Source organism: Polaromonas hydrogenivorans (genome assembly GCF_040105105.1).
GTDB classification, from domain to species: Bacteria; Pseudomonadota; Gammaproteobacteria; order Burkholderiales; family Burkholderiaceae_C; genus Polaromonas; species Polaromonas hydrogenivorans.
Genome location: NZ_CP157678.1, coordinates 1 through 21,912, shown reverse-complemented (window position 1 = coordinate 21,912; position 21,912 = coordinate 1). Strand labels below are relative to the sequence as shown.

Genomic DNA, 21,912 nt, shown 5'->3' with positions numbered 1-21,912 from the left:
TCGACTCCATGAAAAAAATCTTTTTGACCGCAGCCGCCCTGACCGTTGGCACCCTGGCGCAAGCCCAGAGCAGCATCACCCTCTACGGTACGGCCGATGTCTATGTCGAATCGCTCAAAGTCAGCGGCAAGAGCGCGGACACTAGGCTGACCAGCGGCGGCCTGGCTCCGTCCAAATGGGGCATGCGCGGATCGGAAGACCTAGGAGGCGGCCTGAAGGCGGTGTTTCACCTGGAAAGCGGCTTTGCCATCGACTCGGGCGCGGTCTCGGGCGCAATGTTCAGCCGCGCAGCCAATGTCGGCCTGACCTCGCCCGTCTGGGGCGAAGTGCGCCTGGGCCGGCAAAATGCGCCGATGAACGATGCCATGGTCTGGACTGACACCGACTGGGCATCGAATTTTTCGGCCAATTCCCCTCTGTTACTGAACAACGACCCGGTCGCCGGCCTGTACCACCTGCGCCAGAGCAACCTGATCAGCTATACCTCGCCGCTGCTCAATGGCTTTGATGCCAAGCTGGCCTTTGGCCCGGGCGAAAGCACGCCGCTCAACGCCGCCGGCACCGTGACGGCGCGCAACACCTTCGGCGCCATGCTGCGCTACAAATCCGGCCCGCTGCTGACCACTGCCGCGCTGCACCGGGGCGGGCAGAACACTCCCACCGGCGCCAACAAGCAAGCCGCGTACAACCTGGCCGCGCGCTACGACTTTGGCCCGCTGACGCTGTCGGGCGACTATTACCAGAGCCAGACCAAGCTGGCCAGCGGCGCCGAGCCCAAGCTCCAGGCGGCCGTGGTCGGCATGCTGGTGCCGCAGGGCGCCTGGGCCTATGTAGCGCAGTACGGCTACGTCAAGGACAACGGACTGAACATCGCTGGCGTGGCCAAGGGCAAGGGCACGAGCGAGCTGTTCAATGTGGGCGCACACTATTTCGTGTCCAAGCGGACCATCCTCTACACCCGGCTGGCCAAGGCCATGGACAGCGGCAACGGCTTCAACGGCCAGTCGGCCAATGCCGGCATCGCCTTTGGCGGCGCGGTGCCCGTCAACGGATCGGCCCGCACGCTGGCCGTGGGCGTGTACCACAGCTTCTGATATTTAAAGCCCCGCCCCACCTCAACTCACCTTGACCAGGAAATCACCATGCACATCAACCGCCGCACCCTGATCGCCAGCGCCGCCACCACTGCAGGCTTCATGGCCACCAGCCTGCCGCTGCACGCCATGGCGCAAAGTGCGCCATCCAACGTCATTAATGTGGCGCTATTCCCTGAACCCACTACCATCACGGTGGGTTGGGGCCAGACTGGCCCGTCTCAGCTGGTCGGCGGCAACATCAACGAAGGCCTGTTGCGCTACGATGATAAGCTGCAACCCATGCCCTGTCTGGCCACGGCCTGGACGGTCAGCAAGGACCAGATGGTCTACACCTTTACCCTGAAAAAAGGCGTGACCTGGCACGATGGCAAACCGTTTGATGCGCAGGATGCGGTCTTCAGCATCGACAAGTTCACCCGCTCCCTGAACCCGCGCGTGCGCGTGGCGATGCAGTCGGTGGAAAGCGTGAAAGCGCTGGACAGCCACACGGTGGAAATCCGGATGAAAGAGGTGTTTGCGCCCTTCATCGGTCTGTTTGACTCCAGCACCATCCCGATGGCGCCGCGCCATCTCTATGAAAACACCGACCTGAGCGGCAAGCCGCCCTCCACCGGGCCCATCATTGGTACCGGCCCTTACAAGTATAAGGAATGGGTGCGCGGCTCCTACATCCATCTGGTACGCAATGAGAAATACCATGAGGCGGGCATTCCCAAGATCGACAACGTGTACTTCCATGTCATCCCCGACGCGGCTTCGCGCGCAGCAGCCTTCGAAAGCGGCAAGATCGACGTGTTGCCCGGCGGCACGGTGGAATACTTTGATGTGGCCCGCCTGGCCAAGCTGCCCGGTGTGGCGGTGAGCAGCAAGGGCTGGGAAAAGTTTGCCCCCATGGCCTGGCTGTGGATCAACCATCGCAACCCGCTGTTTCAGGATGTGCGCATGCGCCAGGCCATTGAGCTGGCGGTAGACCGCGACGCCCTGTCCAAAGTGGTGTGGCAAGGCTACGCACCCGCTGCGACCGGTCCCTTTCCCAGCCAGGTTCCGTTCTATAGCAAAGCCGTGGTGCAGCCCAAGCGTGACAAGGCCAAAGCTGCCAAGCTGCTCCAGGAGCTGGGCTACAAGGGCCAGACCATCCGCCTGCTGGGCCTGCCCTTTGGCGAAACCTGGAACCGCAGCGCCGAACTGGTTCGCCAGAACCTGCTGGAAGCGGGCTTCAAGGTCGAACTAGTCGCCACCGACCTGGCTGGCTCGGTTTCCAAGCAGTCAAACTGGGACTTCGACTTGGCCTTTACCTACATGTTCCAGTACGGCGATCCGGCGCTGGGCATCAGCCGCAACTATGTAAGCAGCGAGATCAAGAAAGGCTCGCCGTTCAACAATGTGGGCGGCTACCAAAGCGCCAAGGCCGACGCGCTGTTCTTCCGCGGTTCGCGTGAAGCCGACCCGCAAAAGCGTGCCGAAGCCTATGCCGAAGTGCAAAAGACGCTGATTGACGACGTGGCCGCCGTTTGGCTGCTGGAGCTGAACTTTCCGACCGTGTACCGCAGCAAGATCACCAACCTGATCAACTCCGGCATCGGCCTGAACGACAGCATCGCCCGCGCCTCGATCCGCTAGCACCCAGACAACCGAGGAATTCGCCTTATGAACAAGCTCAGCTTTTTCTTGCGCCGCCTGGTTCAGGGTTTTGCCACCCTGCTGCTGATCGCCGTGATGAACTTCATGTTGATCCACGCCGCCCCCGGCGACCCGGCCACGGTACTGGCCGGCGAATCGGGTTCGGCTGACGAGCAGTTCCTGCAGGAGTTGCGCCAGCGCTTTGACCTGGACCGGCCACTGCCACAGCAACTGCTGAGCTATCTGGGACGTTTGGCACAGGGCGACCTCGGCGACAGCTACCGCCAGCAGGCACCGGTGATTGACCTGATCATGGACCGCCTGCCGGCGACGCTGCTGCTCACCATCAGCGCCTTCGTGCTGTCACTGCTGTTCGGCGTGACGCTAGGGGCATGGGCCAGTCGCCATGTCGGCAAGTGGCAGGACACATTGATCACCACGTTTTCGATGCTGTTCTACGCCACCCCGCTGTACTGGGTGGCGCTGATGGCGGTGCTGGTGTTTTCGGTGCAGCTGGGCTGGCTGCCCGGCTTTGGCTTTGAGACCGTGGGCGCCGGCTATAGCGGTTTGGCCCGCGGGCTCGACATTGCCCAGCACCTGGTGTTGCCTACGCTGGTGCTGGCCCTGTTCTACATGGCGATTTATGCCCGCATGACCCGCGCTTCCATGCTGGAAGTGGCGCATCAGGATTTTGTCAAGACCGCCCGCGCCAAGGGCTTGAGCGAAGGCCGTGTGCTGCGCTCGCACATCCTGCGCAACGCGCTCTTGCCAGTGGTCACGCTAGCTGGCATGCAGGCTGGCGCCATGGTGGGCGGTGCGGTGCTAATCGAAACGGTTTTCGCCTGGCCAGGCATTGGCCGCCTGTTGTTTGAAGCCCTGGCACAACGCGATTACGCGCTGCTGCTGGGCACCTTCCTCGTCACGGCATCGATCGCCGTGCTGTTCAACCTGCTGACCGACGTGGTCTATACCCTGGTCGATCCCCGGATTGAACTGTCATGAGCTCCCCCTTTCTTACCTCCTTTTTACGCCGGTTCAGCCGCAACCGTGGCGCCATGGCGGGTCTGGCCGTCCTGCTCGCCGTCGTTCTCATGGCCTTGGTTGGCCCCCTGCTGGTGACCAACGATCCCTGGGCCATGGTCGGCCAGCCGTTTGCCGCGCCCTTCAGCGTGGACGGCCTGCCCCTGGGTTCGGACACCATGGGCCGCGACCTGATGGCCGGACTGCTGCATGGCGCACGCGTGTCCTTGCTGATCGCGCTGATTTCCACCACGGTGGCGCTCTTGATCGGCGTGACGCTGGGCGCCTTGGCGGGCTATCACGGCGGCTGGGTGGACTCGACCATCATGCGCTTTACCGACCTGTTCCACGCCGTGCCCGGCTTTGCGTTGGCGGTGGTCATGGTCGCGATCTTCCAGCCCAGCATCTACTCCATCGTCGCGGCCATCGCCGCCGTGACCTGGGCGCCGGTGGCAAGGCTGGTGCGCAGCGAATTCCTGAGCCTGCGTCAGCGCGAGTTCGTTCAGGCTGCGCTGCTTGCCGGCCAGAGCGACACCCGCATCATCTTCACGCAGATTTTGCCCAACGCCGTCTCGTCCATCGTGGTGATGGGCTCGTTGATGGTGGCCAGCGCCATCCTGCTCGAATCGGCACTGAGCTTTCTCGGCCTGGGCGACCCCAACATGATGAGCTGGGGCTACATGGTCGGCTCGGCCCGTACTGCTTTGCGCCAGGCCTGGTGGATCGCGGTGTTTCCCGGCATGGCCATTGCCATCACGGTGCTGGCACTGAACCTGGTCGGCGAAGGCCTAAGCGATGGCCTCAATACCCGCCTGACGGGGAAAAAATGATGAACGCCAACAACATGAAAACCGTGCTGCAGGTCCAGGATCTGTGCATCAAGCTGCCCGACGGGGCCGACCGCCTGCTGGCGGTGCAAGACGTCAGCTTCACCATTCAGAGCGGCCAGACGTTGTGTGTGGTGGGCGAGTCGGGCTCCGGCAAATCCATGATTGCCAACGCCGTCATGGGCCTACTGCCCAAGCCACAAGTGGTGCCCACTGCCGGCCAGATAATGTTTGAAGGCGAAAACCTGCTCCAGGTCAGCGAAGACCGCCTGCGCCAGCTGCGCGGCCACCGCATCGCCATGATTTTCCAGGAGCCCATGACCTCGCTGAACCCGGTCATGCGCATTGGCGAGCAGCTCGAAGAAGTGCTGGATTGCCACCGGCCCGGCATGCCGCGCGCTGAAAAGCGCCAGCGTGTCATCGCCGCGATGCGCGATGTGGGCTTGCCCGATCCCGAGCAGATCGTTAACAGCTACCCCTTTCGGCTGTCGGGCGGCCAGCGCCAGCGCGTGATGATTGCCTGCGCCATGGTGATGGAACCCACGCTGCTGATTGCCGACGAGCCGACCACAGCGCTCGACGTGACCACCCAGGCCCAGATCCTGATGCTGATGAAAGACCTGCAAAAACGCAAAGGCATGGCGCTGCTGTTCATCACCCACGACTTTGGCGTGGTGGCCCAGATTGCCGACCAGGTGGTGGTGATGCAGACCGGCCAGGTGGTGGAAAGCGGCGCGGCCCAGGCGGTGCTGCGCGCGCCGCAGCATGCCTACACCCGCAAGCTGATCGCCGCCATACCGCAAGGCCTGGCCCGCCCCTGCAGCCAGGCGGCCCAGCGCGAACCTGTGCTGGAAGTCAGGAATCTGCAAAAAACCTACCGCAGCAGCGGCGGCTGGTTCAAGAAGCCGCGCATTGTGCATGCCGCCAGCAACCTGAGCTTCACCCTGCGCGAGGGCGAAACCCTGGGCCTGGTGGGCGAGTCAGGCTCGGGCAAATCGACCGTGGGCCGCTGCCTGACCGGGCTGGTTCCCAGGGATGGCGGCCAGTTATTGTTCAAGGGCCAGTCCCTGCCGGCCGATGTCCGCCAGCGCAGCATTGCCGAGCGCGGCCAGGTGCAGATGGTGTTCCAGGATCCGTATGCATCGCTCAACCCTCGCCACACCGTGGGCAACACCATCGCCGCCGGGCCGATAGCCCAAGGCATCGGCAGCACCGAGGCCTGGGAGCGCACGCGCAGGCTGCTCAAGCTGGTGGGCCTGCAGGTCGATGCGGCCGACCGCTATCCGCACGAGTTCTCGGGCGGCCAGCGCCAGCGCATCGCCATTGCGCGCGCCCTGGCTATGCAGCCGCAGGTGCTGGTGGCCGACGAGCCGGTGTCGGCGCTCGATGTGTCGGTGCAGGCCCAGGTGTTGGAACTCTTTGAGCAGGTGCGCAAGGAGTTCAAGCTCAGCATGGTGTTCATCACCCATGATCTGCGCGTCGCCGCCCAGATGTGCGACCACATCGCCGTGATGCGCGGGGGCGAACTGGTCGAATACGGCCTGACCGCCGAAGTTCTGGGCAGTCCGCAGCATGCCTACACCCGCGAACTCATCCACGCTGCACCGCGATTTTGATTTTTTTAACCCTTCCATACAGGACTCCCATGACACAAACTTACTGGCGCTGGAGCGCCACCGATTTAGCCCACGCCATCCGCACCAGGCAGGCCAGCGCGCGCGAAGTCACGCAGAGCGTGCTCGACCGCATTGCCGATGTCAACCCGCGTATCAACGCCTTGCCCATGGTGATGGCCGATGAGGCCCTGGCCATGGCCGATGCCGCCGATCGGGCCGTCGCCCATGGTGACGCCCTGGGTGCGTTGCATGGTGTGCCCGTCACCATCAAGATCAATGTGGATGTGGCGGGACAGGCCACCACCGATGGCGCCGCCGCCCTCAAGGACAACATCGCCACCACCAACTCGCCACTGGTGAAGTCGATGCGCGACGCCGGCGCCATCATCGTCGGGCGCAGCAACGCGCCGGCATTTTCGCTGCGCTGGTTTGCCGACAACGACCTGCATGGCCGCACCCTCAACCCGTTTGACGCAGGCGTCACGCCTGGTGGCTCCAGCGGTGGTGCCGCTGCCGCCGTCGCCATGGGCATGGGCCCGATCGCCCACGGCAACGACTACGGCGGCTCCATCCGCTACCCGGCCTGGGCCTGCGGCGTGGTCGGCCTGCGCACTACCGTGGGGCGCGTGCCTTCTTACAAAGCCAGCGCGCCCAACCGCATCATCAGCAACCAGCAGATGGCGGTGCAGGGGCCGCTGACCCGCAGCGTGGCCGATGCCCGTCTGGCGCTGCAGGTCATGTCCCAGGGCGCACCGCTGGACCCCCAGTGGGTCCCCGCCCCGATTGACTACCCAGGCAACGACAAGCCGGTGAAGGTGGCGCTGTTCAAGCAGTGGAGTGGCTGCCGCGCCGACCCCACCGTGGTGGCCGCGCTGGAGCAGGCCGCTCAGTGGCTGGCCGACGCCGGCTACGAGGTGGAGGAAACTGCGCCGCCGCATTTCGACGAGATGGGCGATCTGTACCGGCACCTGGTGATGGACGACATGCGCCGCGCCGGTTTCGACGCCATGATGAAAATGGGCGACAACGCCCTGCGACAGTCGCTCACCCACTTCATGGGTGAGATGGCCCCGTGGAGCCGCGACCAGTACCTCGACGGCCTGGTGCAGCGCTTCAACATCGCCCGCGACTGGGCGGTTTTCTCCGAGCAGTACCCAGTAATGCTGATGCCCAATTCCTGGGAGCGCCAGTTCCCGATCGACGACGACCTGCGTTCGCAATCGCGTTTCGAGGAAATCTTGCTGGCGCAAACCCCGCTGCTGAGTACGGCCCTGCTCGGCCTGCCAGGTCTGTCGGTGCCGACGGGCATGGTCCAGGGCCTGCCTGTCGGTGTGCAAATCGTCACCGGCCGCTTCCGCGAAGACCTGGCGTTGCGCGCTGGTGCAGTCATCGAGCGCGCTGCCCAGTTCTCGGCGCTGGACCTGCTGGCGCCTCAGTAACAGCGAGCCGCTGCCCGCTTTACAACCCCCTGAACGATTCGCCATGAGCAGCATCCTCACGACCGTCCTGACCGCCGCAGACACCGCCCGCGCCTTGCCTTACCCGGCGTTGGCGCGGCAGATCGAGGCCATGCTGCGCGACCCGGCGGTGGTTGTCCCGGCGCGCATCGTGCAGGCGCTACCGGGCGGCGGCAGCCTGTTCGTCATGCCGGCGGCCGATGCCCACGTCGCCATCACCAAGCTCATCACCTTCACGCCGGACAACGCCAGGCGCGGCCTGCCCAGCATCCAGGGCGACATCGTGGTGTTCGACGTGACCACCGGCAGCCGAATTGCGATTCTGGACGGCCCGACCGTCACGGCGCGCCGTACCGCCGCCGTGTCGCTACTGGCGGCGCAAAAGCTGGCTCCGCGCACCGACGGCCCCTTGCTCATCGTAGGGGCCGGCGTGCAGGGACGCGCTCACCTTGAAGCCTTTCATGCGGGACTGGGCCTGCTGGAGGTGTGGGTCGCTTCACGCAACCCGGCCAGCGCCGATGCGCTGGTGCGGCATGCCCAGACGCTGGGCCTGCGCGCCCGCCGGGTTGATGACGCCGACGCCGCGCTGGCCGACTGCCCGCTGGTGGTCAGCACCACGCCGGCCCAGCACGTAGCCTTGCGCGCCATGCCTAGGTGCGATGCGTTTGTGGCCGCCGTAGGGGCCTTCACGCCAGCCATGGTGGAGTGGGATGCCGCCATTTGCCGCCGCCTGGCCGCAGAAGGCACGCTGGTGGTCGATACCCGCGACGCTGATCACGAAGCCGGCGACCTGCTGCAGGCCGGCATCGACGTGAGCGCCTTGCCCACGCTGGCCGATGTGGTGCTGAACAAGCAAACCTGGGTGGCCTGTCCCAAGGCCGATCGCCAGGGCCCGGTTTTCTTTAAAAGCTGCGGCTGGGGTGGCTGGGACCTAGCCGCCGCTCGCTGCGTTACCGACATTTCACCATGATGAACATAGAGAACGCCGACCTGGCCCTGGCGCTGCGCGCCGCTGCACACCCACATGCCTTGTGCCACCGCCCTGACGCTCACCCCGGACTGCAGCCTGGACACCACGCTGGCGCAAAACGCCAGGCGCTTTCACGGCCGGGTCATGACCGATGCCAACTACAACGGACTGGCGCGGAACGCGGCCGAGGTCGAACTGTTTTTCGAAGCCCTGCGCCGCACTCTGTGAGCGCGCTTTTCATCCCCTGAATTCAACTCACCCAAAAGGAAAAAAACCATGATTCAACGCTTTGAAGTTGGCGCCCGCATGTCCGAAATGGCTTTGCATAATGGCACGGTTTACCTCGCCGGCCAGGTGGCCGACAACGCCAGCCTGGACATCCAGGGACAAACCCGCCAGGTGCTGGCCGCGATTGACGCGCTGCTGGCACGCGCCGGCAGCGACAAGACCCGCATCCTCATGGCGCAGATATTTCTAGCTGACCTGGCCGATTTCGAGGGCATGAATATCGTCTGGGATGCCTGGGTTGCCGCCGGCCACACGCCGCCGCGCGCCACCGTCGGGGCACGCCTGACAAAACCGGGATGGCGGCTAGAAATCGTCGTCACCGCGGCGCTGTCGCAAAGTTAAGCCGTGGCTATCGTTGTTTGATGAGGCGGCATGAACCATAGTTTCTTATCTGCCTTTGTTCTGCTGCTGCTGGTTCTCGACCCCTTCGGCGCGCTGCCTATTTTCATTTCGGTGCTGAGCCGGGTTCCGCCCGAACGGCGGGTGCGTGTCGCGCTGCGCGAGAGTGCGATTGCCTTCACGATACTGCTGGGCTTTATGCTGACAGGGAAAAGCTTTCTCAGCGTCATGCATATGTCGGAGCGCTCGCTTGAAGTCGCTGGCGGCGTGATTCTGTTGATCATTGCGATCCGTATGATATTTATCCATGGCAGCGAGCTGCACGACCCGGAGGCCGAGCCGCAGGAGCCGCTGATCTTCCCGCTGGCCGTGCCTTTGCTGGCCGGTCCTTCGGCCATGGCGACGGTTTTGCTGCTGGTATCGAACCAGCCCGAACACATGGGGCAGTGGATAGGCGCGATGTCGCTGGCGATGGCCGTTTCTTGTATGGTTTTGCTCGCCGCTGACCGTCTACACCGCTGGCTCGGCAGTTCGATGGTTTCGGCCATCGAGAAGCTGATGGGGCTGGTTCTTACTGCGGTAGCCGTCGAGATGATCCTCGCCGGCCTGAAGCGTTACTTTTTCGGCGATTCTTGAGCCATGATGACAATGGATGATACTGACCGCCAGCTAATCTCGCTGCTGCGCAAGGACGCCCGCATGAGCGTGGCGGCCCTGGCCTACAAGCTCGGCGTCTCGCGCGGCACCGTGACCAACCGGCTGCGCAAGCTTGAAGATGAGCAAGTCATCGTCGGCTACACCGTGCGCCTGCGCCCTGACAGTGAACCGGAGCGGATCAGCGCCTGGATGTGGGTGCTGGTGGACGGCAACCAGTCACGCGCAGTCATCGCCAGCCTGCTGGGCGAACCCGCTGTTTACACCCTGCACGACACTAACGGGCGCTGGGACCTGCTGGCCGAATTGCACGCTGAAAACCTGACCGAGCTGTCGCAGGTACTCGAACGGGTCCGTCTGATCAAGGGCATTGCCAACACGGAAACCAGCATCCTGCTGGCAACCTACCGCTGACGTAACAGCCTTGCAGGACTGAAAAACCTGTTGTCACAACAAAAAGGCGGCCACATTGAGCCTAGGCGGTAGCTTAACGTGGATACGGAAGCCGCCCAGCCTTAGCGCTATGCTGGGGTCTGATTCGAGGCCGCATTTCCTTCGGGAGATGCGGTTTTCCCTATTGGCGCCTGGAAGTACAGAACGTCCTCCAGCGGTATCGGGGCCTTGGCCAACCCAGGCTTCATAGCTGGGATCTTGCCCTTGGAGTCCTTCAGACAGTAGTTGTACGCCGTTTTGTAAATCGACAGCGCCTTGGCCAGGTTGTGAGGCTGATAGGCGGCATAGCCATGCCACGTGCGGCGGTCCGAACTGGCTGACGCGATGGGTCGCTTCGCAAGGCGAACGCTCCGGCGCACTTGCATGAAAATCCCCGCTGAAGAAATCTTGACCGAAAAAAAATGCCCTCCGAAACTTTCACAGTTCGAATGGCATTCAAGCGAATCATGGGCTTAGCGTATCCACGTTAAGCCTAAAGATTGAGCGGCCGCCTTTTTTCAGTGCGTCAGCGTTTAACTGCCACGAGGGCAGCCTCTTCAATTTCCTCATGCAACCAGGTCTTCCTGACGCGCATGGGCGACTAAGGGCTGTGACGGGTTGGCGCACAGCAGGCCAAACAGGTTCTTGGGATCGGCCGCCTGTGGCACCAGCTCGATGATGTCGCCAATACCCAGCTCTGCTGCCGTGTCGCGCATGAAGGTCAGTGCGGCATAGTCTTCCAGAGCAAAACCGACCGAGTCAAACACGGTGATCTGCGCCGCATCAGTGCGGCCGGGCCGGTGGCCTGCCAGTACCTGCCAGAACTCGGTTACTGCAAAATCCGCCGACATCTGCTGGACATCGCCTTCGATGCGGCTTTGTGGCTCGAATTCAACGAACACGGCAGCCATCTCCAGCACGCCACGGTGCAACTCGGTCTTGCCCGGGCAGTCGCCGCCCACGGCATTGATGTGCATGCCGGGCTCCATCATTTCGGGCGTCAGGATGGTCGCGTTCGTCTTGTCAGCCGTCACCGTGGTCACAATGTCTGCGCCCAGCACTGCCTCGGCCGTGCTGGCGCAGATACGCACTTCGAGGCCTTGGCCGACCAGGTTGGCCGCCAGTTTGGCGCTGGCTGCGCTGTCGGTGTCAAATAACCGCACTTCGCGAATGCCGACCAGGTCCCGAAACGCCAGCGCCTGGAACTCGCTTTGCGCGCCGTTGCCGATCAGCGCCATGGAGCGGCTGTCAGAACGGGCCAGCTTGCGCGCGACCAGGGCCGAGGTGGCGGCGGTGCGGATCGCGGTGGTCAGCGTCAGCTCGGACAGCAGCCGTGGCGCACCGGTTGCCACATCGGCCAGCACGCCAAAAGCCATCACCGTGGGTAGTCCGTGGCGGTGGTTTCCGGGGTGGCCGTTGACATACTTGAAAGCGAATTCCACCGTGTCGGCAATCGGCATTAGCTCAATCACGCCATCCTGCGAATGGCAGGCCAGGCGGGCGCTCTTATCAAAATCGTTCCAGCGCAGGAAATCGCGTTCGATGCGTTCGGCAACGCCGGCGATGCAGGCGGACAGGCCCTTTCGCTGAACCAGGCGAATCATGTCCTGGGCACCGATATAAACAGTTGTGGGGTAGTTGTTGGTTGGCATGGGAAAAGCTCCTGTATTGATGGAAGAAGTTTCTCAGGAGCCCGTGCCAAGCGGAAGAGACAACTTGGCGTCAAAACTGCGATCTTTCTGCCGAAAGTGCAGCGCTGACTGACACAATGCCAGGCCAGCCCTAATAACGGGCCTGCGCCAGGTGCAGCCTGGTGGTGTTCTTGACTTCCTCCATCACGGCATAGGTGCGGGTTTCGCGCACGCCGGGCAGTTGCCACAGCACCGTGCCGGCAAAGGCGCGGTAGGCGTTCATGTCGGCCGCGCGCGTCTTGAGCAGGTAGTCGAAGCCGCCGGCCACCATGTGGCATTCGAGGATTTCGGGCCGTGCCTGCACCGCCGCCTTGAACTGATCGAACACATTCGGCGTGGTGCGGTCGAGTAGCAGTTCGACAAAAACCAGCATGCCGGCGCCCAGCTTCAACGGGTTGAGCCGCGCCTCGTAGCCCAGAATGAAGCCTTCGCGCGTCAGGCGCTGCACCCGCGCCAGCACTGCCGTGGGCGACAGCGCCACCGCCTCGGCGAGTTTTAGGTTGCTGATGCGGCCGTCGCCCTGCAGCACATCGAGGATGCGCAGGTCGATGCGGTCGAGGTCGTCCATGGCGCCGTCTTTCAAGGGTGTGGATTATTCTGCGAAAAAGGCAATAAATGATATTTTATTCGGCGAGGGTCGGGGCAATATCCTTGCAGTCGCTAGCCATCTTCCCTTCAACCGCTTCGAGGCGCCCATGAACGCTCCAGATACCTTCTCTTTTTCGACCCCTTCGACCAACACCGCTTTCGCTCGTGTAGTGGACGGCCCTCTGGTGCGCGAGCCACTGCGCCAGGCCATCACCGCCGCCTGCCGCCTGCCTGAGCCTGAACTGCTGCCCGGCCTGCTGGAGCAGGCCCGCCTGAGCCCGGAACTGCACCAGGCCACGCAGCAGGTAGCGCGGCGTCTGGCGCAGCAGCTGCGCGAGCGCAAAGCCGCCACCGGCCGCGCCGGGCTGGTGCAGGGGCTGCTGCAGGAATACTCGCTGTCGTCGCAGGAAGGCGTGGCGCTGATGTGCCTGGCCGAGGCGCTGCTGCGCATCCCGGATGCCGGCACGCGCAACGCGCTGATCCGCGACAAGATCAGCCACGGCCAGTGGACGGCGCACGTCGGCCGCAGCCCGTCGCTGTTTGTCAACGCCGCCACCTGGGGCCTGCTGCTGACCGGCCGTCTGGTCGGCACGCACAGCGAAAGCGGCCTGAGCAGCACGCTGGGCGGTTTGATTCGCAAGGGCGGCGAGCCGCTGATCCGCAAGGGCGTGGACATGGCGATGCGCATGATGGGCGAGCAGTTCGTAACCGGTGAGACCATCGCGCTGGCGCTCGAACATGCGCGCCCGCTCGAAGCGCAGGGCTTTCGCTATTCCTACGACATGCTTGGCGAAGCGGCGCTGACCGCCGAGAACGCCGCGCATTACCTGGCCGCCTACGAGGCCAGCATCCACGCCATCGGCCAGGCTTCGGCCGGCAAAGGCATCTACGACGGCGCCGGCATTTCCATCAAGCTGTCGGCGCTGCACCCGCGCTACAGCCGCGCACAGTACGGCCGGGTGATGGACGAGCTGTACCCGATCCTGCTCAGGCTGGCTGTGATGGCCAAGCAGTACGACATCGGCCTGAACATCGACGCCGAAGAGGCAGACCGGCTGGAGCTATCGCTCGATTTGCTGGAAAAGCTGTGCTACGCGCCCGAGCTGGGCGGCTTTAACGGCATCGGCTTCGTGATACAGGCCTACCAGAAGCGCTGCCCCCGGGTGATCGACTACCTCATTGACCTGGCGGGCCGCAGCGGGCACCGGCTGATGGTCCGGCTGGTCAAGGGCGCCTACTGGGACAGCGAGATCAAGCGCGCGCAACTCGACGGCATGCCCGGCTACCCGGTATACACCCGCAAGGCCCATACCGACGTGTCTTACCTGGCGTGCGCGCGCAAGCTGCTGGCCGCACCAGGCGCGGTGTACCCGCAGTTCGCCACCCACAACGCGCACACCCTGGCCGCCATCTACCAGCTGGCCGGCCCCGATGACTACCGGCCGGGGCAGTACGAATTCCAGTGCCTGCACGGCATGGGCGAGCCGCTGTACGAGCAAGTCGTGGGCGATGTCGCCGCCGGCAAGCTCGGCCGCCCGTGCCGCATCTACGCGCCGGTCGGCACGCATGAAACGCTGCTGGCCTACCTGGTGCGCCGCCTGCTGGAAAACGGCGCCAACACCTCCTTCGTCAACCAGATAGCCGATAGCGGCATTGCCATCGACCGCTTGGTCGAAGACCCGGTCGATGCGGTGGAGCGGCTGGCGCGGCAGGAAGGGCAAGCGGGCCTGCCGCACCCCGCCATTGCGCTGCCCGGCGCGCTCTATGGCACACTGCGCGCCAATTCGCAGGGGCTGGACCTGGCCGACGAAACCTGCCTGGACGCGCTGGCGGGCGTGCTGCGGCAGACCGCGCAGGCGCCCTGGCTGGCCAGGCCGATGCTGGCCAGCGCCACGGAGCCGGCCGGCGGCGAAGGAATCGGCCTCCAGCCGGTTCTCAATCCAGCCGACCACCGTGACCAGGTTGGCCAGGTGCAGGAGGCCACTTTGGCCGATGTGGACAAGGCCCTGGCACAAGCCCTGGCCTTCGCGCCCGAGTGGGCCAAGGCCGCGCCGGCCGAACGCGCCGCCGCGCTCGACCGCGCCGCCGGCGCCATGCAGGCCGCTTTGCCGCGCCTGATGGGGCTGCTGATGCGCGAAGCCGGCAAGAGCGCGGCCAATGCCATCGCCGAGGTGCGCGAAGCCATCGACTTTTTGCGTTACTACGCCGCCCAGGCGCTCGCCGATTTCACCCCTGCCACCCATGTCCCGCTCGGCCCGGTGGTGTGCATCAGCCCGTGGAACTTTCCGCTGGCGATCTTCACCGGCCAGGTGGCCGCCGCGCTGGCCGCCGGCAACACCGTGCTGGCCAAGCCGGCAGAACAGACCCCGCTGATCGCCGCCGAAGCCGTGCGCCTGCTATGGCAGTCCGGCGTGCCGCCCGCTGCCGTGCAGCTGCTGCCCGGTCGGGGCGAGACCGTGGGCGCGCAACTGGTGAGCGATGTGCGCGTGCAGGGCGTGATGTTCACCGGCTCGACCGACGTCGCGCGCATTTTGCAGCGCACGCTGGCCGGCCGGCTGGGCGATGCCGGCCAGCCGGTGCCGCTGATTGCCGAAACCGGCGGCCAGAACGCCATGATCGTCGATTCGTCGGCGCTGACCGAGCAGGTCGTTGGCGACGTGGTGGCGTCGGCCTTCGACAGCGCCGGCCAGCGCTGCTCGGCGCTGCGCGTGCTGTGCCTGCAGGAGGAATCGGCCGATCGCGTGATCGCCATGCTCAAGGGCGCGATGGCCGAGCAGCGCATCGGCAACCCCGGCGCGCTGGCGGTGGACATCGGCCCGGTGATCGACGCCGAGGCGCAGGCCAGCATCGAGCGCCATGTCGGGGCGATGCGCGCCCGGGGCCACGCCGTGTTCCGGCAGGCGCGCCATACGCAAGGCGACCTGGCCCACGGCACTTACGTCTTGCCCACGCTGATCGAACTGCACAGCATCGGCGAGCTCGAGCGCGAGGTGTTCGGCCCGGTGCTGCATGTGGTGCGCTACCGCCGCCGCGAACTTGGCGCGCTGATTAAACAGATCAACGCCACCGGCTACGGCCTGACGCTGGGCGTGCATACGCGCATCGACGAGACCATTGCCCAGGTGGTCAGCCAAGCGCATGCAGGCAACCAGTATGTCAACCGCAACATGGTGGGCGCCGTGGTGGGCGTGCAGCCGTTTGGCGGCGAGGGGCTGTCGGGCACCGGCCCGAAGGCGGGCGGCCCTCTGTATCTGTACCGGCTGCTGGCGCGGCGCCCGGCGGACGCCATGGCGCGCGCCGTCGCCTGGACCGAGGTGAATCAGGAATCCAGCAACATGCCCCGGCCCGTCGGCGGCGCCTTGCTGGCGCTGCGCGACTGGGCGCAGGCGCAGCGCCAGCCGGCCTTGGCGCAGGCGTGCCAGGATGACGCGGCCTGGTCGTGCAGCCAGGCGGCCGTCAGCCTGCGCGGCCCGACCGGCGAGCGCAACGTCTATTCGCTGCACCCGCGCGAGGCGGTGCTGTGCTTGGCCGCGCAGGACGACGCGCGCCTGCTGCAGCTTGCCGCCGTACTGGCCGTGGGCAGCCGCGCCGTCTGGCCGGCCAGCGCCGAAGCGCTGCAGGCGCGCCTGCCCGAAACCGTGCGCGAGCGCATCACGCTGGTGGCCGACTGGACGGCGCCGCAGGCGCAATACGACGCCGCGCTGCACCACGGCAGCGCCGAATCGCTTCTGGCAGCCTGCGCGCACATGGCCGGGCGCGCCGGTCCCATCGTCGGCGTGTATGGCATGGGCGTGGGTGAAGGCGATGCGGTGGTGCCACTGGAACGCCTGGTGGTCGAGCGCTCGCTCAGCGTGAACACCGCCGCTGCCGGCGGCAACGCCAGCCTGATGATGCTGGGTTGACAAGGCGGGCAGCGAAGACAGTCTAGACGAATGGCATGGGCCACGAAGCTGGTGAAGCCCGAAGTCATTGTCAATATCGTGCCCAGTCATTTCGGCGGCGGCGGGCTGTCGGGCCAGAAACAGCAGGCGCTGCGCCAGGAACAGCAGCGTGAAACCGCCAACGATGGCCGCCACCGTGCGGGCATCGAGCACCCCGAAAAGCAGCGCGCCCACCGCCGTTCCTAGCAGGCCAAAGGGCACAAGGAATTTCAAAAAATCGAAGTCGAAATCCTTGCGGAAAGCAGCGATTCTCAGCAGGTCCTTGAGCAGCAGCAGCAGCAGCAGCATCATCATCATCATCAAAATCGTTCATTTCTTTAAAAGTGTTCTCGAAATGAACGAATTTGCTTCAAGGTGGCGAATTTTTTTGGCTGGGGCAGCGCTTGTGGCCAGAGGTTTGCGCCATCGGTTCATGTGGAACTTTTTCAGACCAAAGATAGCAACACTTTTAGGCAAACGTTCACACAAGTAAATTTGGCCCTTGAATTGGGGTCAATATTGCGCAAAAATTTACATCGCAGCCATTTCAAGCCGACAGAATTGCAAGTAATTCTGGCCCTTGCTGGCGTTTTCAAGCAATTTTGACCCGTAATAGCGCCCGGGCTTGAGTGCGCAAAGGCCAGACCACACGGTTTGGCCACTGTTGTAGGCATTTTTTGCAGCTTTGAAGGCTTGCAATGGGTCTCGGTCAGAAGTAGGGCCAGATTTACTTGCAAACTGGGGTCAAATTTAGTTGTGTGAACGATGTGAATGAACGAGCACTGGCCTCAACATTCAACGCACTGCCCTAAGATAAGAGCCATTATCTCAGGGTAAAATAAACCGGTCAAAACCGGCCCGAGCCAGCACCGCATGAAAAACTTCAATCCCGACAACGACTTGCGCACCCCGGGGCCGGCGGGCGCCCAGCCCGGGCGCACCCGCCGGCCCAGTGCCGGGGTTGAGCTTGCCCTCATGCGGCGGCGGGCCCCGCCAGGCGAGTTCGAAGCGATTGCAGCCCCGCCAGCGGCCTGGAAGGCCTCACCCTGCCCGCCCCCTAGACATCCCTGCGTTCGGCGCGCCTGGGCCGTTCTGGCAGGCCGCGTTTTGACCCTGGCGCGCCTGTCCAGGCCCGCCGCCCTGCCCTTCCCGCAGGCGTAACGACCCATGACCCGCTCCAACGCGACGCCCTCCGCCACCTTGTCGGCGCCCCCTGCCGGGCGCTTCGTGCGCCGGCTCGGGCCCCACCACTTCGCGCACCTGCGCGCCTGCGCCGAAGGGCTTGGCCTGGTCGACTCGGCCCGGCGCTACCTCGGCGTCGCGCACGGCCACGAAGCCATCACGGCGCACCGGCAGGCGGTTGACGCGGTGAGCGCGGTTGCCCGCCGGCGGGGCGAGAGCGCCTGGCGCCTGGTCGGCCTGCGCATCCAGAGTCCCGCGGGCGAGCCGCGCCCTGCCCTGGCGGATTTCATCGAGGCGCAGGGCCTGGACGGCTTTTCACAAAGCGAAGCACTCGCACTCTACGAAGAAGCCCATCCGGCCGATCGAAAAACCGCGCGCGGCCAGCGCCTGCGCGAGCGCCAACTCGCGCTGTTGCGCCGCCTCGAGGGCCTGGCCGCAGAAATCCCCATGGCAAGCGACCTGGTCGCGGGCTGGTTCGATGACGCGCTGGCGGCCAAGCTCACCGCCGCCGGCATGACGACGCTGGGCGAGCTCAACGCCCGCATCTCGGCCGGCGGGGTGTGGTACCGCTCGCTGCCCGCTGTCGGCATCGCCAAGGCCCGGCGCATCGAACGCCACCTGGCCACGCTGTTGCGGCGCGAGGCGGCGCCCCTCAAGCCGCTGTTTGCCTTGAGCCAGGCGCCGGCGCTTTTTCGTGCGCCCTCGCCTTTGGGTTCACCCTCGAATCGAGCCTCCGGCGACATCATCCTGGACGGTGTTTCGGCGCCCGATGCCTCTTTTGCCCGCACCCGGCCCTCGCTGCTGGGCGCCAGCAGCGACCTCGAGGCGGTCCAGCGCTGGATCCAGGCCCGGGCCGGCTCGCTGGCCACGGTGCGGGTCTACCAGCGGGAAGCCCACCGGCTGCTGCTGTGGATGCAGTATGAATGCGGGGGGGCCAGCCTGGCGCAGATGGGGGTCGCCGACTGCGGCGCGTTCATGGCGTTTTTGCAGAACATCCCGCCGCGCTGGATCTCGCGCGAGCGCGCCGCCCCCGGCCAGAGCGGCTGGGCGCCGTTTCGAGGGCACCTGTCGCACGCGAGCTGCCGCCAGGCCATCGTCATCATTGCGTCGCTGTTCGCCTGGCTCCAGGCCGCGCAGTATTTGAATGCCAACCCCTGGCTGCTCGTGAACCAGGCCACGGGCGACGACCCGGGCCAAAAGATGCTGGACACCAAGGCGCTGAGCGAGGCGGCGATGGCCGAGGTGCTGCGCTTCATCGACGCCCAGGCGCCTTCGGCGTCCCGGGCGCGCATCCGCTTCATCGTGCGGTTTGTCGAGGCGGTCGGGCTGCGCTCGGCCGAACTCCTCTCGGCCACCCTGGGCGACCTGCGCATGGAGCCTGAGGGGTGGGTGATGCAGGTCCGCGGCAAGGGCGCCAAAAACAGAATAGCGGCCGTGCCCGGGCAGGCCCTGCATGCGCTGCAGGATTACCTGCTAGCGCGCGGCCTGGGCTCGATCCAGGCCGCGCCGCCCGCAGCGCCCCTGCTGGCCGCCACGCAGAACCCGGTGGCGCCGGTGGGCTACCAGGCGCTTTACGAGCATGTCAAGGGCTGGCTAGCGCGGGCGGTGCGGGCGTCGAGCCTGCCGGCCCATGAGCGCGAGCGCCTGGCCGGGGCCACCACCCACTGGCTGCGCCACACCTTCGGCACCCGGGCCATTAGCCGGCAGGTTCCGCTCGATGTGATCCAGGCGCAGATGGGGCATGCGAGCATCCAGACCACCACGGCCATCTACGGCCGGGCGCCGATCAGGCGACGGATGGATGAGTTGGGAAAAGCGTTCCGCTGAACGCTTAGCAGAGGCGAGTTGCCGTCGATAACTTACCGCCACAGTTCACGGTTGTCGGTCCAAAAACTCCTGGATCAGTTTGACCAACGCTTCACGGTTACTGGAAGTCATGACTGCTTTGAAACGGACCATCGCACGGCCTTTGCTGTCGGTTGAAAGCGTTGCCATGTTCTTGCCGCGATGGCCAATCGAAATTTTTCCAGGCAACTCGCGCGCTTCTGTGAAGCGGCGCTCAGCTTCTGAATCGAGTGGTTTTTTCTCATCAGAATATATCGCCCGTTCAGAGGTCAACAACTCAAAAACCTCTTTCGCAGAGAACTTTTTCTTTGACCCTTTCAAATCCCGAGCCCGATGGGTGACAGCCTCAGGATCGGCAAGCAACCGGTCCGTGAGCGGCTTGGCCCAACGGTACTGGATATCCAGCGGTGTGGGAAAGGCTTCAACAACACTCGAAGGCAATCTGGCGAGGGCGAGCGCTTTGCCAATTACCCCCGTATCGCGGCCAACCGCTGACGCCAAGCGCGCATTGGAAGAAAACAAACCCCTGTCCAATGCCTTGGCGTACATCATTCCCTGCTCCCACGGCGAGAGATCAGCGCGCAGCCTGTTTTCTCGATCCATGTCGACAAAAAGTTCTTGCTCCGTTGTCTCCTCGATCAACGCGAGCACTGGTATTCCCAGATCAAGGCAAGCCCGATGGCGTCGATGTCCAAAAACGATCTCATATTCGTAGGGGGGGTTGAACGGTTCAACCCCCCCTTTTTCAAGAGTCTTCGCAAGCTGTTCTGCAACTTTTCGACGGTCCTGCTCAATCGTGTCAGCGAGCAGTGGGCGCACCTTGATCGCCTGGACATTGCCACCCGCATTTTCGATTTCGGCCCGCAAATTGATAAACTCTTCCGATCGAAAAGAGTCTTCATGCCGATTTGCCCATTGTGACGGCTTGATTTTTCGAGGGTCTAGCAAACGCGCTGGCTTGGCGCCCTCATGCTTTACGTACTCGGCACGTAATGACTCAAGCTCAAGCCGTACCTTGGATTCATCCACCACAAATTGCGCCATCCCACCAATGGCTGTACGTGGACGGCTCACATTCGATGTCTGTACGGGCATTGCACCAATCCCTGCGGGCAACGTGATCGAATCACCCTTTTCAAATAATTTTCGTGCCATTTTTAGTTGAATCTCGATTTTCGATTAGTGGAATCGCGAAGCCAGACAGCATGAACTAGGCGCTCAACATAAGCAACCAGGCTGTCATAGGCTTCACGCGCGCGCTTATAGGTACGGGCTGAGCCGTCATATCGCGAAATATCGTAAACGGTAGCAAACTCTGCGCTCGATGTCGACGTAACAACGGTCTTTGGAATCTCGACCGGCAGTACCTTGTCACCATAGGTGGAAATGATCCACTTACGAACCATCGCGCTTGCCGCATCAGTTTCAACGCGTGACAAAAGAACGCTAATGAAATCGTATGTCTTGTCCAAACGTCCGCTGCCTGAAAGACTTTCGGACAAGTCCGCAAACAAACTCCAAAACTGCGCGCCCGATGCAAAGTCAAGCGCGTTGGGCGGCAGCGGCATAATGATGCCATTGCTAGCCATCAATGCATTGACAGTGCCGTACGACAAGGCAGGGGCGGTATCAATGATGATGACATCGTAGTCTTCTCGCACATCGTCAATGCCGAGATTTAAAACATTCCAAAACTCAAAGCCTTCTTCGCGCACTTGGCGGGAAGGAAGCGTGAATTCGATGCTGAAGAGCAACGGTGCGGCCGCGACCAAGTCAATGCCATCCCAGTACGTTGGCCGGATCGCGTAGCGAATCGATTCCTCTTCGCCAGAGACAAGGAGTAAGAATGTATCTTTGTCTTCAACATCCAAGTCCGGTAGCAAACCCGTCAGCGTGGTGAGCGAACCTTGAGGGTCTGCGTCGATCAGAAGAATGCGGTGCCCGAGCAAGGACAAGCCCTGCGCCAATGCCATGGCTGTGGTGGATTTCCCAACGCCCCCTTTGAAATTTGCAATGCTGATGACGACCGCTTCAGCACCTTCTGGCCGCAGCTTGTCGCTGCGGACCTCCCTTACCCAGGTACGCGCTTCGGCCAGGGTAAATTCTTTCCCACGGCGTTCGGGTTTGGTTACGCCTTGGGGAAGGGTGCCATGTTCATCATTTTTCATTCTGTAGGCAAACGGTCCACGGTCCATCCCACAAAGCGTCGCGACTTCCGTCTGGTTGTATGTGGGACTCAATTTTTTTGCCGTTGGTGCAAGCATGGTTGTTCTGACCGCACTAACCATATCGCTGGCTCTAGCTGCTTGTTGAACGATGTCGTTCATGGTCATGGGCTGCAATAAGTTCTCGCTAACAGTTTTCAT

Annotated in this window: 17 protein-coding genes and 1 pseudogene; 14 read left to right on the top strand and 4 right to left on the bottom strand. The window is 63.7% G+C overall.

Features of this window, described 5'->3' with window-relative positions; genetic code table 11:
- Positions 1–8: 8 nt before the first annotated feature.
- The 11 genes and pseudogenes from ABLV49_RS23925 to ABLV49_RS23875 all read left to right on the top strand — a co-directional run bounded on the left by ABLV49_RS23925 (position 9) and on the right by ABLV49_RS23875 (position 10,302).
- The gene (locus ABLV49_RS23925) at positions 9–1,094 is read left to right on the top strand and encodes a porin (RefSeq protein WP_349282956.1); all 1,086 of its coding nucleotides are present in this window, start codon (positions 9–11) and stop codon (positions 1,092–1,094) included.
- A gap of 48 nt (positions 1,095–1,142) precedes the next feature.
- Positions 1,143–2,717, top strand: a complete 1,575-nt coding sequence (locus ABLV49_RS23920) for an ABC transporter substrate-binding protein (protein WP_349282954.1) — start codon at positions 1,143–1,145, stop codon at positions 2,715–2,717.
- Between the two features lie 27 nt (positions 2,718–2,744).
- On the top strand, positions 2,745–3,719 hold the full coding sequence (locus ABLV49_RS23915; protein ID WP_349282953.1) for an ABC transporter permease: 975 nt from the start codon (positions 2,745–2,747) through the stop codon (positions 3,717–3,719).
- Positions 3,716–4,567 carry an ABC transporter permease gene (locus ABLV49_RS23910; RefSeq protein WP_349282951.1) on the top strand — a complete coding sequence of 284 codons (852 nt, stop codon included), beginning with the start codon at positions 3,716–3,718 and terminating at the stop codon, positions 4,565–4,567. The genes ABLV49_RS23915 and ABLV49_RS23910 overlap by 4 nt, the downstream gene beginning before the upstream one ends.
- Positions 4,567–6,180: an ABC transporter ATP-binding protein gene (locus ABLV49_RS23905; protein WP_349282949.1), complete on the top strand. Its 1,614-nt coding sequence runs from the start codon at positions 4,567–4,569 to the stop codon at positions 6,178–6,180. The genes ABLV49_RS23910 and ABLV49_RS23905 overlap by 1 nt, the downstream gene beginning before the upstream one ends.
- 29 nt (positions 6,181–6,209) lie before the next feature.
- Complete coding sequence (locus tag ABLV49_RS23900; RefSeq protein WP_349282947.1) at positions 6,210–7,619, top strand: amidase family protein; 1,410 nt, start codon at positions 6,210–6,212, stop codon at positions 7,617–7,619.
- Positions 7,620–7,662: 43 nt separating this feature from the next.
- Positions 7,663–8,607 carry a delta(1)-pyrroline-2-carboxylate reductase family protein gene (locus tag ABLV49_RS23895; protein ID WP_349282945.1) on the top strand — a complete coding sequence of 315 codons (945 nt, stop codon included), beginning with the start codon at positions 7,663–7,665 and terminating at the stop codon, positions 8,605–8,607.
- A gap of 42 nt (positions 8,608–8,649) precedes the next feature.
- A pseudogene (locus tag ABLV49_RS23890) lies at positions 8,650–8,820 on the top strand (aldolase); the annotation flags it as partial.
- A 63-nt stretch (positions 8,821–8,883) separates the two neighbouring features.
- On the top strand, positions 8,884–9,237 hold the full coding sequence (locus ABLV49_RS23885) for a RidA family protein (RefSeq protein ID WP_349282941.1): 354 nt from the start codon (positions 8,884–8,886) through the stop codon (positions 9,235–9,237).
- Between the two features lie 30 nt (positions 9,238–9,267).
- Positions 9,268–9,870: a MarC family protein gene (locus ABLV49_RS23880; protein ID WP_349282939.1), complete on the top strand. Its 603-nt coding sequence runs from the start codon at positions 9,268–9,270 to the stop codon at positions 9,868–9,870.
- Between the two features lie 12 nt (positions 9,871–9,882).
- Complete coding sequence (locus tag ABLV49_RS23875; protein ID WP_349283063.1) at positions 9,883–10,302, top strand: Lrp/AsnC family transcriptional regulator; 420 nt, start codon at positions 9,883–9,885, stop codon at positions 10,300–10,302.
- A gap of 584 nt (positions 10,303–10,886) precedes the next feature.
- Here ABLV49_RS23875 and ABLV49_RS23870 read toward each other — a convergent pair.
- Both ABLV49_RS23870 and ABLV49_RS23865 read right to left on the bottom strand, forming a co-directional pair.
- Positions 10,887–11,972: an ornithine cyclodeaminase gene (locus ABLV49_RS23870; protein WP_349282937.1), complete on the bottom strand. Its 1,086-nt coding sequence runs from the start codon at positions 11,970–11,972 to the stop codon at positions 10,887–10,889.
- Positions 11,973–12,102: 130 nt separating this feature from the next.
- Positions 12,103–12,579, bottom strand: coding sequence for an Lrp/AsnC ligand binding domain-containing protein (locus tag ABLV49_RS23865; protein ID WP_349282935.1), 477 nt, complete (start codon positions 12,577–12,579; stop codon positions 12,103–12,105).
- Between the two features lie 127 nt (positions 12,580–12,706).
- Between ABLV49_RS23865 and putA the strand changes: the two genes are divergently transcribed.
- The 3 genes from putA (at position 12,707) to ABLV49_RS23850 (ending at position 19,528) form a co-directional block, all read left to right on the top strand.
- Positions 12,707–16,501 (top strand): trifunctional transcriptional regulator/proline dehydrogenase/L-glutamate gamma-semialdehyde dehydrogenase, encoded by a 3,795-nt coding sequence (gene putA, locus ABLV49_RS23860; protein ID WP_349282933.1) that lies wholly within the window; start codon positions 12,707–12,709, stop codon positions 16,499–16,501.
- Positions 16,502–16,531: 30 nt separating this feature from the next.
- Entirely contained in the window at positions 16,532–16,726 is a 195-nt protein-coding gene (locus ABLV49_RS26130) for a hypothetical protein (RefSeq protein WP_415838247.1), read from the top strand.
- A gap of 960 nt (positions 16,727–17,686) precedes the next feature.
- Entirely contained in the window at positions 17,687–19,528 is a 1,842-nt protein-coding gene (locus ABLV49_RS23850; protein ID WP_349282931.1) for a tyrosine-type recombinase/integrase, read from the top strand.
- 45 nt (positions 19,529–19,573) lie between these two features.
- On the opposite strand, the gene ABLV49_RS23845 is transcribed toward ABLV49_RS23850, so the two are convergent.
- A complete protein-coding gene (locus tag ABLV49_RS23845; RefSeq protein ID WP_349282929.1) occupies positions 19,574–20,701 on the bottom strand; it encodes a ParB/RepB/Spo0J family partition protein in 1,128 nt (375 codons plus the stop codon).
- A gap of 2 nt (positions 20,702–20,703) precedes the next feature.
- Entirely contained in the window at positions 20,704–21,879 is a 1,176-nt protein-coding gene (locus ABLV49_RS23840; protein WP_349282928.1) for an AAA family ATPase, read from the bottom strand.
- Between the last annotated feature and the right edge of the window lie 33 nt (positions 21,880–21,912).

Bases quoted from the DNA above. Each gene is read 5' to 3' on its own strand.
- ABLV49_RS23850 (WP_349282931.1), top strand. From the start codon at position 17,687: ATGACCCGCTCCAACGCGACGCCCTCCGCCACCTTGTCGGCGCCCCCT.
- ABLV49_RS23915 (WP_349282953.1), top strand. From the start codon at position 2,745: ATGAACAAGCTCAGCTTTTTCTTGCGCCGCCTGGTTCAGGGTTTTGCC.
- ABLV49_RS23910 (WP_349282951.1), top strand. From the start codon at position 3,716: ATGAGCTCCCCCTTTCTTACCTCCTTTTTACGCCGGTTCAGCCGCAAC.
- ABLV49_RS23920 (WP_349282954.1), top strand. From the start codon at position 1,143: ATGCACATCAACCGCCGCACCCTGATCGCCAGCGCCGCCACCACTGCA.
- ABLV49_RS23870 (WP_349282937.1), bottom strand. From the start codon at position 11,972: ATGCCAACCAACAACTACCCCACAACTGTTTATATCGGTGCCCAGGAC.
- ABLV49_RS23875 (WP_349283063.1), top strand. From the start codon at position 9,883: ATGGATGATACTGACCGCCAGCTAATCTCGCTGCTGCGCAAGGACGCC.
- ABLV49_RS23845 (WP_349282929.1), bottom strand. From the start codon at position 20,701: ATGGCACGAAAATTATTTGAAAAGGGTGATTCGATCACGTTGCCCGCA.
- ABLV49_RS23925 (WP_349282956.1), top strand. From the start codon at position 9: ATGAAAAAAATCTTTTTGACCGCAGCCGCCCTGACCGTTGGCACCCTG.
- ABLV49_RS26130 (WP_415838247.1), top strand. From the start codon at position 16,532: ATGGCATGGGCCACGAAGCTGGTGAAGCCCGAAGTCATTGTCAATATC.
- ABLV49_RS23905 (WP_349282949.1), top strand. From the start codon at position 4,567: ATGAACGCCAACAACATGAAAACCGTGCTGCAGGTCCAGGATCTGTGC.
- ABLV49_RS23900 (WP_349282947.1), top strand. From the start codon at position 6,210: ATGACACAAACTTACTGGCGCTGGAGCGCCACCGATTTAGCCCACGCC.
- ABLV49_RS23885 (WP_349282941.1), top strand. From the start codon at position 8,884: ATGATTCAACGCTTTGAAGTTGGCGCCCGCATGTCCGAAATGGCTTTG.
- putA (WP_349282933.1), top strand. From the start codon at position 12,707: ATGAACGCTCCAGATACCTTCTCTTTTTCGACCCCTTCGACCAACACC.
- ABLV49_RS23840 (WP_349282928.1), bottom strand. From the start codon at position 21,879: ATGACCATGAACGACATCGTTCAACAAGCAGCTAGAGCCAGCGATATG.
- ABLV49_RS23895 (WP_349282945.1), top strand. From the start codon at position 7,663: ATGAGCAGCATCCTCACGACCGTCCTGACCGCCGCAGACACCGCCCGC.
- ABLV49_RS23880 (WP_349282939.1), top strand. From the start codon at position 9,268: ATGAACCATAGTTTCTTATCTGCCTTTGTTCTGCTGCTGCTGGTTCTC.
- ABLV49_RS23865 (WP_349282935.1), bottom strand. From the start codon at position 12,579: ATGGACGACCTCGACCGCATCGACCTGCGCATCCTCGATGTGCTGCAG.